The organism is Stenotrophomonas sp. JAG2, from assembly GCF_041080745.1.
Taxonomy (GTDB): domain Bacteria; phylum Pseudomonadota; class Gammaproteobacteria; order Xanthomonadales; family Xanthomonadaceae; genus Stenotrophomonas; species Stenotrophomonas maltophilia_AA.
Map to the genome: position 1 here is coordinate 75,643 of NZ_JBEUMH010000005.1, position 12,432 is coordinate 88,074.

At 68.5% G+C, this 12,432-nt stretch carries 10 protein-coding genes; 5 read left to right on the forward strand and 5 right to left on the reverse strand.

What is annotated here, in order from left to right; genetic code table 11:
* Nucleotides 1–103 precede the first annotated feature (103 nt).
* Nucleotides 104–2,230 (forward strand): TonB-dependent receptor family protein, encoded by a 2,127-nt coding sequence (locus AB9O74_RS07835; RefSeq protein ID WP_369348958.1) that lies wholly within the window; start codon nt 104–106, stop codon nt 2,228–2,230.
* A gap of 1 nt (nt 2,231) precedes the next feature.
* Here the strand turns inward: AB9O74_RS07835 and AB9O74_RS07840 are convergent, their stop codons facing one another.
* Nucleotides 2,232–2,573 carry a hypothetical protein gene (locus AB9O74_RS07840; RefSeq protein WP_369348959.1) on the reverse strand — a complete coding sequence of 114 codons (342 nt, stop codon included), beginning with the start codon at nt 2,571–2,573 and terminating at the stop codon, nt 2,232–2,234.
* A gap of 144 nt (nt 2,574–2,717) precedes the next feature.
* On the opposite strand from AB9O74_RS07840, the gene AB9O74_RS07845 reads away from it, so the two are divergent.
* The 3 genes from AB9O74_RS07845 (at nt 2,718) to ligD (ending at nt 6,718) form a co-directional block, all read left to right on the forward strand.
* Entirely contained in the window at nt 2,718–3,113 is a 396-nt protein-coding gene (locus AB9O74_RS07845; RefSeq protein ID WP_176990764.1) for a hypothetical protein, read from the forward strand.
* A 95-nt stretch (nt 3,114–3,208) separates the two neighbouring features.
* Entirely contained in the window at nt 3,209–4,150 is a 942-nt protein-coding gene (locus AB9O74_RS07850) for a Ku protein (protein WP_176990765.1), read from the forward strand.
* A 6-nt stretch (nt 4,151–4,156) separates the two neighbouring features.
* A complete protein-coding gene (gene ligD / locus AB9O74_RS07855) occupies nt 4,157–6,718 on the forward strand; it encodes a DNA ligase D (RefSeq protein ID WP_369348960.1) in 2,562 nt (853 codons plus the stop codon).
* Here the strand turns inward: ligD and AB9O74_RS07860 are convergent, their stop codons facing one another.
* From AB9O74_RS07860 to adh, 4 genes are all read right to left on the reverse strand, one after another.
* Nucleotides 6,719–7,114 (reverse strand): hypothetical protein, encoded by a 396-nt coding sequence (locus AB9O74_RS07860; RefSeq protein WP_369348961.1) that lies wholly within the window; start codon nt 7,112–7,114, stop codon nt 6,719–6,721. It lies immediately after the preceding gene.
* A 56-nt stretch (nt 7,115–7,170) separates the two neighbouring features.
* Nucleotides 7,171–7,548 carry a DUF779 domain-containing protein gene (locus tag AB9O74_RS07865; RefSeq protein ID WP_176990768.1) on the reverse strand — a complete coding sequence of 126 codons (378 nt, stop codon included), beginning with the start codon at nt 7,546–7,548 and terminating at the stop codon, nt 7,171–7,173.
* Between the two features lie 113 nt (nt 7,549–7,661).
* A complete protein-coding gene (gene adhP, locus AB9O74_RS07870) occupies nt 7,662–8,690 on the reverse strand; it encodes an alcohol dehydrogenase AdhP (protein WP_369348962.1) in 1,029 nt (342 codons plus the stop codon).
* 82 nt (nt 8,691–8,772) lie between these two features.
* Nucleotides 8,773–10,302 (reverse strand): aldehyde dehydrogenase, encoded by a 1,530-nt coding sequence (adh, locus tag AB9O74_RS07875; RefSeq protein ID WP_369348963.1) that lies wholly within the window; start codon nt 10,300–10,302, stop codon nt 8,773–8,775.
* A 239-nt stretch (nt 10,303–10,541) separates the two neighbouring features.
* Here adh and AB9O74_RS07880 point away from each other — a divergent pair, with 239 nt between their 5' ends.
* Nucleotides 10,542–12,425, forward strand: coding sequence for a sigma-54-dependent Fis family transcriptional regulator (locus tag AB9O74_RS07880; RefSeq protein ID WP_369348964.1), 1,884 nt, complete (start codon nt 10,542–10,544; stop codon nt 12,423–12,425).
* Nucleotides 12,426–12,432 lie beyond the last annotated feature (7 nt).

Below are 12,432 nucleotides of genomic sequence, written 5' to 3' on the forward strand. Positions count from 1 at the left end.
GACCCATCGTAACAAAGCCCCGCCGAGGGCGCCGAGGCTGTCGTCACGTCCGCTTCCGTACCATGGCGTGCGGCACGCCCATTCACCGAGGATCCCGCCCCGCATGCTCCGTCTTACCCCGCTGGCCCGCCACTGTGCGCTGGCCTCGGCCGTGTTGCTGCCATCGCTGGCGCAGGCCCAGAACACCCCCGCCGCGCCCGCGCCGATCGAGCGGCTGCCCACCGTGCAGGTCCAGGCCGCGCGCGTGGCACAGGTGGCCGATATCGACCTGCCGGCCTCGCTGACCACAGTCTGGGTGGACGAGGACCGCACCGGGCCGCTGGCCCAGCTCTCCGAGGCGCTCAACGGCATTCCCGGGGTGGTTGCCCGCGATCGTCAGAACTACGCGCAGGACACCCAGCTCTCGATCCGCGGTTTCGGCGCGCGCTCGACCTTCGGCGTGCGCGGCGTGCGGGTGCTGGTGGACGGTGTACCGGCCACCATGCCCGACGGCCAGGGCCAGCTCTCCCACGCCAGCCTGCTCTCGGCGCAGCGCGTGGAAGTGCTGCGCGGGCCGTTCTCGGCGCTGTACGGCAACTCCTCCGGCGGCGTGGTCCAGGTCTGGAGCGCGGACGGCGCCGAAGGCGACCCATGGCGCCTGCGGGTGGATACCGGCAGCGACAACACCGTGAGCGCCGGCGCCCAGCTGCGCGGCGTGCAGGGGCCGATCCGCTACAACGTGGCCGCCAACCATTTCCGCACCGATGGCTGGCGCGACCACAGCCAGGCCCGGCGCGAATCGGTCAACGCCCGGCTCGGCACCGATGTCGGTGGTGGCCAGCTTGATCTGGTGCTGAACTACTTCGATGCACCCGATGCGCAGGATCCGCTCGGCCTGACCCGCGCCCAGGTGCGCGAGAACCCGCGCCAGGCCACCGCCGTGGCCACCCAGTACAACACCCGCAAATCCGTGCGCCAGGCCCAGGCCGGGCTGGTGTTCACCCGAACGGAAGGCGCGCAGACGTGGCGTGCGATGGGCTATGCCGGTCAGCGAAGTGTCGAGCAATACCTGGCGATCCCGCCGGGGCCGCAGGCCAATCCGCTGCATGCCGGCGGGGTGATCGACCTGGACGGGGCCTACGGCGGTGTCGACGCGCGCTGGGCCTGGCGGGGCGACTGGGCCGGGCGCCCGCTGGACGTGGTGATCGGCGCCAATGCCGACCGTCAGCAGCAGGATCGCAACGGTTACGAGAACTTCGTGGGCGACCAGGTGGGCATCAAGGGCCGCCTGCGCCGTGACCAGAGCGACCGGGTCGAGAACGTGGACCAGTTCGCGCAGGCGTGGTGGCAGTGGGCGCCGCGCTGGTCGTTGCTGCTCGGTGTGCGCCACAGCACGGTCCGTTTCCGCTCCAACGACCACTACATCACGGCCGGTAATCCGGACGACAGCGGTTCGCGGCGTTACGAGGCGACCACGCCGGTGGCCGGGGTGGTGTTCCGTGCCAGCGATGCCTGGCGGCTGTACGCCTCGGCCGGCCGTGGCTTTGAAACCCCGACCTTCAACGAGCTGGGCTACCGCGCCGATGGCCAGGCCGGGCTGGCGCTGGATCTCTCGGCGGCCCGCAGCCGCAACCTGGAAGTCGGCAGCAAATGGCATGGGCAGAGTGGCGCGCAGGTCGAGGCCGCGCTGTTCCGCGCCGATACCGATGACGAGCTGGCCGTGGCCAGCAACAGCGGCGGCCGCAGCACCTACCGCAACATCGGCCGCACCCGCCGCCAGGGCGCGGAGGCCAGCGTCGTGCAGCCGCTGGGCGCGCAGGCAGATCTTTCGCTGGCCTACACCTGGATCGAGGCCACCGTGCGCGACCCGTATGCACTGTGCGCGGCCACGGGCTGCAACACGGTGACGGCCGGTTCACGCCTGCCGGGCGTGCCCAGGCAGCAGTGGAACGCGCGGGTGCAGTACCGGCCGGGCCCGTGGCAGTGGGCGGCCGAGGTCGTGGCCTCCAGCGACACCGTGGTCAACGACCTGGCCACCGACAGCGCACCGGGCTACGCGCTGCTGAATCTGGAACTGTCGCGGCGCTGGACCACCGCGCAGGGCACGCTGCGGGCCTTCGCGCGGATCGACAATGCGCTGGACCAGCGTTACATCGGCTCGGTGATCGTCAACGATGGCAACCAGCGCTTCTTCGAACCCGGTCCGGACCGCCGCTACAACGTGGGGGTGCAGTGGCAGTGGGCGCCGTGACCTAACGGGGCGGCTTGGCGGGCACGAACGGTGAGGTCGGGTCGCTCGCCGGGAAGGTCTCTTCCATCGCCTCGTCCTGATTGTCGCTGGCATGTTCCTTGCGCTGGCGGCGCTGGTATTCATCTTCGCGGCGGTGATGACCCGCCGGGCCCTTCTCACCGGCGGCCGAATCCTTGCGGTCGCGCGGGACGGGGTCCGGGGTGACCGCCACCGGCAGGTGATCGGACGCGTCGTCGGGCACGGACATGCCGGCGCCGCGGTCTTCGGCATCCTGGTTGTCATGTTTGGCGCGCTGCTCGCCGGGGACCGGGGCGGTGGCGTCGCGCAGGGGATCGCGTGGCATGGGAGTTCTCCAGTAACGGTGCGCTCCACTACAGCGCGCGGCGGGTGAAGTCGCCGCGAATCCCGTTGCAGCAACGAATCTGTCACGGCTGGATAACGGCGGCGGGTCTATTCCTGCCTGCCCCACCGCTGTCGGAGTCGTGTCATGCCCCGCCTGGACCGCCGTGCCGCACCCGCGTTGTTCAACGCCTACCTGCAGCCGGAACGGAGCGGGCGCCGTGCGCGCCGCGACCGCGCCGAGGACGCGCAGGCGATCGCACAGGACTACCTGCAGTACATGCGCAGTGATTACGAGCAGCGCCGCAGCCATGGCCGGCGTAGCTGGCGCGACCTCTACCCGGCCTATGCCTTCGCGCTGACCACGCATTACGCCGATTGGCCGCGCGGCGCCGACGACACCGATGGCGAGCTGGCCGAGCACTGGGAGCAGATGCGCGGCCAATCCCGGCTGGGCTGGCCGCAGGCGCGGGCGGTGGTCGAGGATGCCTGGCTGGCGCTGGACCACATGCCGGCGGCGGCGGTGCACGGCCTGCTGCAGTAGCGGTGCCGTGCAGCCGGCCTGCACAGGCCGGACACGGGCGTTTCACGTGCCGCGCGGTACAGCTGCCCTCCCTGTAGTGTTGGAGTGGCGCCACCATGGCCCGACCGATCTGGACCGGCACGCTGTCATTCGGGCTGCTCAATGTCCCGGTGTCGCTGATGTCCGGCGAACGCAACGTCGATCTGCACTTCCGGATGCTCGATTCGCGCGACCGCAAACCGATCCGCTTCGAGCGCGTCAACGCCGACACCGGCGAGGAAGTGCCGTGGAAGGACATCGTCAAAGCCTACGAATACGACAAGGGCAGCTACGTCGTGCTGGAGGAAGACGATATCCGCTCGGCCGCACCGGAGAGCCATGAGGCGGTCGAGGTGGAGACCTTCGTCGATGCCGGCACGATCGATCCGCGCTACTACGAGAAGCCCTACCTGCTGGTGCCCGCCAAGAAAGCCGAGAAAGGCTACGTGCTGCTGCGCGAAACGCTGCGCAGCACCGGCAAGGTCGGCATCGCACGGGTGGTGGTGCGTACGCGCGAGTACCTGTGCGCGGTGATGCCGCATGGCGATGCGCTGGTGCTGATGATCCTGCGCTATCCGCAGGAACTGGTGGACCCGGAAGACTACAAGCTGCCCAGTGGCAGCCTGTCCGAGTACCGCATCAACAGCAAGGAAACCGCCATGGCCGAGCAGCTGATCGAGTCGATGTCCGGCGAATGGAAGCCGGACGAGTACCACGATGAGTTCCGCGAGCGCCTGCACACATTGCTGAAGAAGCGGATCAAGGCCAAGGGCGGCACCACCAAGGTGGAGGAAGAGCCGGTTCCGCGTGAGGATGATGCGACCAACGTGGTCGACTTCATGTCGCTGCTGCAGAAGAGCCTGGATGCCAAGAAGCGCACGCCGGCGGCCAGGAAGACACCGGCGAAGAAGGCCACGGCCAAGGTCGCCAAACCCACTGCCGCGAAGAAGGCGACCAAGACAGCGGGCAAGGCAGCCAAAAAGACAACCAAGCGCGCGCCCGCGCGCAAAGCCGGGTAAGCGCGCATGTCCCTGCAGGAGTACCGCCGCAAACGCCGCTTCGACGGCACTCCCGAGCCGGACGCCGAGCGTCGCGGTGCACCGGCGCGGCGACCGATCTTCGTCGTGCAGCTGCACCATGCCAGCTCGCGCCACTACGACTTCCGGCTGGAAGCCGACGGCGTGCTCAAGAGCTGGGCGGTGCCAAAGGGCCCCTCGCTGCGTGTCGGCGAGAAGCGGCTCGCGGTGGAGGTGGAGGACCATCCCCTGTCCTATGCCACCTTTGCCGGTGATATCCCCAGCGGTCACTACGGTGCGGGGCACGTGGATGTCTACGACCACGGTACCTGGGCCTGCGATGGCGATCCGCTGGAGGCGATCGCGGCTGGCAAGGTGGACTTCGTGCTGCACGGCGAGCGGCTGAAAGGCGGCTGGAAGCTGGTGCGCACCGCGATGAAGGGCAAGCAGCACCAGTGGCTGCTGATCAAACGCGATGACGAAGAGGCGAGGGACATGGAGGCCGACGATCTGCTGGAGGCGCCGCCGACAGCGGCCAAGCGCGCGGGCACGAAGAAGGCCGCCGCGGCCAACACGAAGAAGGCGGCCCCGGCAAACAAGACCGCACCCGCCAAGCCTGTGAGGAACGGCGCCGCACGCAAGGCCGATGCGCGCTGGTCCAAACGCGCGCTCGCGCTTGAAGGCGCACGCGAGAAGCCCTATCCGCACGATTTCAAGCCGCAACTGACCGACCACCGTGCCAGCGCGCCGGACGGCGAGCAGTGGCTGCACGAGATCAAATGGGACGGCTATCGCCTGCTCGCCGACGTGCGCGAAGGCGTGGTTGCGCTGCGCTCACGCGGCGGGTTGAACTGGACCGACGATTTTCCCGAGGTGGTGCAGGCGATCGAGCGGCTGCCGGTGCGCGATCTGCGCCTGGACGGTGAGCTGGTGGTGCTGGATGCGCAGGGCCGCAGTGACTTTACCGCGTTACAGAAGGTCATCGACGGCACCGCGAAGCAGCCGCTGCGTTATGTGGTGTTCGACATGCCCGGCATCGCCGGGGTGGATGTCAGCCGCGTGCCCCTGCTGGAGCGCAAGGCGCTGCTCAAGGACCTGCTGGGCAGCAAGCCGGACACCCTGGCCTACAGCGACCATGTGCGCGACCACGGCCCGGCGGTGTTCGCCGCCAGTGGCGAAGCCGGCTTCGAAGGCATCATCAGCAAGCGGATCGACGCGCCCTACGTCAATGCGCGCTCGCGCGACTGGATCAAGATCAAGCACGAGAACACCGATGAGTTCCTCATTGTCGGATACACCGAGCCCAAGGGATCGCGCAGTGGCTTCGGCTCGCTGCTGATGGCCACGCCGGACAAGGGCGGGCTGCGCTATGTCGGCCGCGTCGGCACAGGTTTCGATGATGCCGCGCTGCGCGCGCTGACGAAGCAACTGACGCCGCTGACCGTGAAGGACGCGGTGGTGGAGCTGCCCGCGCATGTGCCGTTCACCGCGCGCAGCGTGCACTGGGTGAGGCCGGTCCTGGTGGCGGAAGTCGCTTTCCGTGGGTGGGCCAAGGAAGGCCTGCTGCGCCAGGCCAGCTTCAAGCGCCTGCGCGAAGACAAACAGCCGAAAGATCTGGGCGCGTCAGCCAACGTCACGACCGCCGCTGCGTCCGCCTCCGCCCCGGCGGCGAAAACCAGCGGCCAAAAGAAGGCCGCGGCTGCGCAGGAAGAGAGCACCGTGACGATCAGCCATCCCGAACGCGTGGTGTTCGCCAAGGCGAAGATCACCAAGGGCGAGGTGGCCGACTACTACCGCCGCATGGCGCGCTGGATCCTGCCCGAGGTCGCGCACCGTCCGCTGTCGGTGCTGCGCTGCCCGGACGGCGTGGACAAGCCCTGCTTCTTCCAGAAACACCATGGCACCGGCCTGGGCGGCGCGGTCAAGGCGATCCCGCTGGAACAGAAAAGCGGGCGCGAGGATTACCTCTACATCGAGGATGTGGAGGGGCTGCTGCAGCTGGTGCAGATGAACACCCTGGAGCTGCATCCCTGGGGCGCCACCGTCGATGACCCCGAACATCCGGACCGGCTGGTGTTCGATCTGGATCCGGGTGAAGGCGTGAACTGGACCCAGATCAAGGCCGCCGCACGCGACGTGCGCGCGCGCCTGCAGGAAGCCGGGCTGGAGAGCTTCGTCCGGCTCTCCGGCGGCAAGGGCGTGCACGTGGTGGTGCCCTTGCAGCCCAAGGCCGACTGGGCGCAGGCCAAGGACTTCTGCGAGGCGTTCGCGCAGGCCATGGCCACGCAGGCACCGGAGCGCTATGTGGCGACGATGAGCAAGGCCAAGCGCGACGGGGTGATCTTCATCGATTGGCTGCGCAATGCGCGCGGCGCCACCAGTGTGAGCTCGTGGTCGCTGCGGGCGCGGCCGGGTGCCGGCGTGGCGGTACCCCTGCGCTGGGAAGAACTGGGCCGCATCGCGGCGCCGAACGCCTTCCCGCTGGCGAAGGCGCTGCAGCGCGCGGAGCGGTTGAAGCAGGATCCGTGGGAAGGCATCGGGCAGGTGAAGCAGGTCCTGCCCGGCAGCTGATCAGGCGCGCCCTGGCCGGAACCGTGTGCCCAGCCACAGGCCGAGCAGGGCCTGCACCGGCAGCGACACCAGCAGGATCACCACGAACCAGAATGGGAAATCGCTGCCGAAATCCCACGCTGTGTAGATCGATGCGGCCGCGATCACCGCCCACACCACGCCGCCGTGCACACGCGGCCAGGTCGGCGCATAACGGCTGGCAAAGGCGATCGCGGCGATGCCGCTGAGGATCGTCCAGGCCAGGTCCCAGGCCAGCTGCGGCTCGCCGCCCGGCGGAATGCGCAGCAACGGCACCAGCCAGGAACCGACGCTGTTGACCAGCACCATCACCGCGAACGCGAACAGGACGGCGAGCACGGACAGCAGCGGATTCTTCAGGGCGGACCACACAGGCATGGCGGCGACATCACGGCGGGAGAGCCACCATTATGGACGGGTTGCCGCGGCGTGTTTCAGACCCGGCCGGCCGCCTTGAGCTGGGCGAACTCGTCATCACTGAACAGCCGCGAGCGGACCAGGAAGCGCACGCCCTCGCCGTTCTCCAGCGAGAACATGCCGCCGCGGCCGGGCACCACGTCGATGATCAGCTGGGTGTGCTTCCAGTACTCGAACTGCGAGGGGCTGATGTAGAACGGCGCCCCGCCGATCTCGCCCATGCGCACGTCACGGTCGCCGACGATGAAATCGCCCTGGGCGAAACACATCGGCGAGGAGCCGTCGCAGCAGCCACCGGACTGGTGGAACAGCAGGTCGCCGTGGCGGGCCTGCAGTGTCTCGATCAGCTGCAGGGCCGGGAGCGTGGCCATTACCTGGAGCGGTAGGTCGGTCATGATCGGGGGCACCCTGGGCGCCGGCGAGTGGCCGGCAGGACGGAAGAACCGGCGCTGCCGTCCTGCTGCCACCGGGAGAGGGGAAGCGGCGCAGGACGGCAACGCGGCGCCGTTTACGCGCTCATGTCCAGAACCACGCGGCCTTCGATCTTGCCGGCCTGCATGCGCGCGAAGATGTCGTTGATGTTCTCCAGCGAATCGCTGGTGACCGTGGCGGCGACCTTGCCCTGCTCGGCGAACTCCAGTGATTCCTGCAGGTCCAGGCGGGTGCCGACGATCGAGCCACGCACGGTGATGCCGTTGAGCACCATGCCGAAGATATCCAGCGGGAAGTTGCCCGGCGGCAGGCCGTTCAACGAGACCGTGCCACCGCGGCGGACCATGCCCAGTGCCTGCTCGAAGGCCTTCGGCGAGACGGCCGTGACCAGTGCGCCATGTGCCCCGCCGATCTCCTTCTTCAGGAACGCCGCCGGATCGGTGTTGCGCGCGTTGACGGTGATCGTCGCACCGAGCCGCTCGGCCAGGGCGAGCTTGCCGTCGTCGATATCCACCGCGGCCACGTTCAGCCCCATCGCCTTGGCGTACTGCACGGCCATGTGGCCCAGCCCGCCGATGCCGGAAATCACCACCCACTGGCCCGGCTTCGTATCGGTGACCTTCAGGCCCTTGTAGACAGTGACGCCGGCGCACAGGATCGGCGCGACCTCGATGAAGCCCACGCTCTTGGGCAGCAGCCCGACATACGCCGCGTTGGCCAACGCGTACTCGGCGAAACCACCGTTCACCGAGTAGCCGGTGTTCTGCTGCGCCTCGCAAATGGTCTCCCAGCCGCCCAGGCAGTGCTCGCAATAGCCACAGGCCGAGTACAGCCACGGGATGCCGACGCGGTCGCCTTCGCGGATGTGGCTGACACCCGCACCCACCGCCACCACGTGGCCGACGCCCTCGTGGCCGGGAATGAACGGCGGGTTGGGCTTGACCGGCCAGTCACCGTCGACCGCATGCAGGTCGGTGTGGCACACGCCACAGGCTTCGATCTTCACCAGGATGTCGCCCGGGCCGGGACGCGGCACCTCGACTTCCTCGATGCGCAACGGCTTTCCGAATTCGCGGACGACAGCGGCCTTCATGGTCTTGTTCATGCGTGGATCTCCGTGGATTGCCAATGACTGCACTGTGGCGCCGGCCGCATGCCGGCGCCTTGATCGGGATCAAGCCCGGGGCTCAGAAGAAGCCCAGCTTCCTGGGCGAGTAGCTGACCAGCAGGTTCTTGGTCTGCTGGTAGTGGTCGAGCATCATCTTGTGGTTCTCGCGGCCGATACCCGACTGCTTGTAGCCACCGAATGCGGCATGGGCCGGATAGGCGTGGTAGCAGTTGGTCCACACGCGCCCGGCCTGGATGCCACGGCCCATGCGGTACAGGCGCGAGGCATCCCGGCTCCACACACCGGCACCGAGGCCGTACAGCGTGTCGTTGGCGAGCTCCAGGGCTTCTTCCTCGGTCTTGAACGTGGTCACCGAGACCACCGGCCCGAAGATCTCTTCCTGGAACACGCGCATCCTGTTGTGGCCCTTGAACACGGTCGGCTTCACGTAGAAGCCGCCGGCCAGGTCGCCCTCGAGCATGGCCTGCTCGCCGCCGATCAGCACCTCGGCGCCTTCCTGCCGGCCGATGTCGAAGTAGGAAAGAATCTTTTCCAGCTGCTCGGAGGAGGCCTGCGCACCGACCATGGTGGTGGGATCGAGCGGATTGCCCTGCTTGATCGCGGCCACGCGCTTGAGCGCACGTTCCATGAATTTTTCGTAGATCGATTCCTGGATCAGCGCGCGCGAGGGGCAGGTACACACCTCGCCCTGGTTGAACGCGAACAGCACGAAGCCTTCCACGGCCTTGTCGAGGAAATCATCGTCCTCGGCCATCACGTCGGCGAAGAAGATGTTCGGCGATTTGCCGCCGAGTTCCAGCGTCACCGGAATCAGGTTCTGGCTGGCGTACTGCATGATCAGGCGGCCGGTAGTGGTCTCGCCGGTGAAGGCGATCTTGGCGATGCGCGGGTTGGAGGCCAGCGGCTTGCCGGCCTCCACGCCGAAGCCGTTGACCACGTTGAGCACACCCTTGGGCAGCAGGTCGCCGATCACTTCCATCAGCACCAGGATCGAGGCCGGTGTCTGCTCGGCCGGCTTGAGCACCACGCAGTTGCCGGCGGCCAGCGCGGGCGCCAGCTTCCACGCCGCCATCAGCATCGGGAAATTCCACGGGATGATCTGCCCGACCACGCCGAGCGGTTCGTGGAAATGGTAGGCGATGGTGTCCTTGTCGATCTCCGACAGGCTGCCTTCCTGCGCGCGCACCGCACCGGCGAAGTAGCGGAAGTGATCGGCCATCAGCGGCACGTCGGCGTTGAGCGTTTCGCGGATCGGCTTGCCGTTGTCCCAGGTTTCGGCATGGGCGAGCAGCTCGAGGTTCTCCTCGATGCGGTCGGCGATCCTGTTGAGGATGTTGGCGCGCTCGGTGGTCGAGGTCTGGCCCCAGGCGGTCTTGGCCGCGTGAGCAGCGTCCAGCGCCGCTTCGATGTCCTCGGCGTTGGAGCGGGCGACCTCGGTGAACACCTTGCCGGTCACCGGGGTGGTGTTCTCGAAGTACTGGCCGCTGCGCGGCGCCACCCACTCCCCGCCGATGTAGTTGCCGTAGCGCGGCTTGAAGATGGACTGCGGATCGGTGGCGTGCGGCTTGGCGGACGTGACGGCATTCATGGGTGCATCTCCGGATGGCAGTGGACAGGCCCGGTAAGGGTCTGTCCACTGACGCAAGGACGATGCCAGGTTCGGTGTGGTGCAGTGCGGCAAGGCATGACCCGGCGCGCCGATTGGCAAGCGGGCCGGAAACTGATGCGGTGCACCACGGCAGGTCATTGCGCGGTAACGCCGGGTGTGGTGTTTATCGGAACAGGCCCCGCTACAACTGTCGCAGATTGCGACACTGGAGAATCCAGGTGTCCCAGCGTCCGCTCCAGCACCGTGTCGGCACTGCGCGACGCTCGTTCTTCGAGCGTGGCGCGGCGCCGGTCGGGATCGTGCCCGACACCATCCTGCAGTCCTGGCAGCGCTGCCAGCGCGGCGGGCTGTCGGTGGATGCGCAGCCGGAGGTCGAACCGCTGCCGGACGCGCGCCTGCGCGAGCTGCGCCAGCGCCAGGAAACGCTGTGGCGGCTGGCGCGGCCGGAGCTGGACGGGCTGGCGGCCGACATCGCGGCGACCGGCAGCATCGCGCTGCTGACCGACGAGGCCGGCTGGATCCTGGATGCCGAGGGCAACCCGGGATTTCTCGACAAGGCGGGGCGCGTGGCGCTGATGCCGGGGGTGCGCTGGGATGAAACCACGGTGGGTACCAATGCGATCGGCACCGCCATCGTCGAAGGCCGCTCGGTGGAGGTCCGGGGCGGCGAGCACTACTTCGCCCCGCACGCGATCCTGACCTGCTCGGCGACGCCGATCTTCGATCCCTACGGGCAGCGCGTCGGCGTGCTCGACATCTCCGGCGACGCGCGCCAGCAGCACCTGCATGCGCGCGTACTGGCACGGCAGGCGGTGGCGCATATCGAGCACCGCTACTTCGAAGCGGGGCTGGGCGATTGCGAGGTCGTGCGCCTGCATCATGACGCCGGCCTGCTCGGCACCGCGCGCGAAGGCGTGCTGGGCTTCCGCAATGGCCGCCTGGTGGCCGCCAACCGCGCCGGGCTGGCCCTGTTCGGTCTGGACCACGGCGACATCGGCAGGGCGCCTTACGAGGCGCTGTTCGATGGTCCGCTGTCGCGGCTGCACGATGACGGTGCGCTGGTCGATCGCCAGGGGCGCGCGCTGTACGGGCACCTGGGGCCGGCAGGCGGCACCCGCGTGCGTTCGCCCCTGCCTGCCCGCCCGACACCGGCGGCCCCTGCCCGTGCCGCCGCCGCCGCAGTGCGCGCCGATGCCACGCCCCTGTTCGACGCGGCCCAGCAGCAGGTGCTCGACCGCGCCTGCCGCGTGCTGGACGCACAGCTGCCCGTGCTGCTGCAGGGTGAGACCGGCACCGGCAAGGAGGTCTTCGCGCGTGAGCTGCACCGGCGCAGTGCACGCGCCGACAAGCCGTTCGTCGCGGTGAACTGCGCGGCGCTGCCCGAAGGCCTGATCGAAGCCGAACTGTTCGGTTACGAGGAAGGTGCCTTCACCGGTGCGCGCAAGAGCGGCAACACCGGCCTGCTGCGCCAGGCGCAGGGCGGCGTGCTGTTCCTGGATGAAATCGGCGACATGCCGCTGGCGCTGCAGCCGCGCCTGCTACGGGTGCTGCAGGAGCGCACGCTGTCACCGCTGGGCGGCGGCAAACCGGTACAGCTGGATTTCGCCCTGATCTGCGCCACCCACCGCGATCTCGACCAGGCCATGGACGCCGGTGAATTCCGCAGCGACCTCTACTACCGCATCGCCGACCACAGCGTGCGCCTGCCTGCCGTGCGCGAGCAGGCCGACCGTGCGGCACTGGTGCGTGGTCTGTGGGGCAGGCTCGGCCAGGGCCGGCAACTGGAGGTGGCCGCGCTCGACGCGCTGGCGGGTTACACGTGGCCGGGCAATGTGCGGCAGCTGTGTTCCTGCCTGCGCACCCTGGTGGCGCTGAGTGATCCAGGTGAGCAGATCCTGCACGGGATGCTGCCCGCCTATCTGCAGACCGTGCGCGCGCCGGTGCTGCCGTCCACGGCCGAGGGCCTGGAGGCGATGACGGAAACCGCGATGCGCGACGCGCTGCGGGCCAGCAATGGGAATGTTGCCCAGGCGGCACGCGCGCTGGGCATCAGCCGCAGCACCCTGTATCGCCGCGTCGGCGCGACCGCCCGCCGCCACTGAGGCGGCA

Excerpts from the sequence above, each read along its gene's own strand:
- AB9O74_RS07835 (WP_369348958.1), top strand. The coding sequence starts at position 104 with ATGCTCCGTCTTACCCCGCTGGCCCGCCACTGTGCGCTGGCCTCGGCC.
- AB9O74_RS07840 (WP_369348959.1), bottom strand. The coding sequence starts at position 2,573 with ATGCCACGCGATCCCCTGCGCGACGCCACCGCCCCGGTCCCCGGCGAG.
- AB9O74_RS07845 (WP_176990764.1), top strand. The coding sequence starts at position 2,718 with ATGCCCCGCCTGGACCGCCGTGCCGCACCCGCGTTGTTCAACGCCTAC.
- AB9O74_RS07850 (WP_176990765.1), top strand. The coding sequence starts at position 3,209 with ATGGCCCGACCGATCTGGACCGGCACGCTGTCATTCGGGCTGCTCAAT.
- ligD (WP_369348960.1), top strand. The coding sequence starts at position 4,157 with ATGTCCCTGCAGGAGTACCGCCGCAAACGCCGCTTCGACGGCACTCCC.
- AB9O74_RS07860 (WP_369348961.1), bottom strand. The coding sequence starts at position 7,114 with ATGCCTGTGTGGTCCGCCCTGAAGAATCCGCTGCTGTCCGTGCTCGCC.
- AB9O74_RS07865 (WP_176990768.1), bottom strand. The coding sequence starts at position 7,548 with ATGACCGACCTACCGCTCCAGGTAATGGCCACGCTCCCGGCCCTGCAG.
- adhP (WP_369348962.1), bottom strand. The coding sequence starts at position 8,690 with ATGAACAAGACCATGAAGGCCGCTGTCGTCCGCGAATTCGGAAAGCCG.
- adh (WP_369348963.1), bottom strand. The coding sequence starts at position 10,302 with ATGAATGCCGTCACGTCCGCCAAGCCGCACGCCACCGATCCGCAGTCC.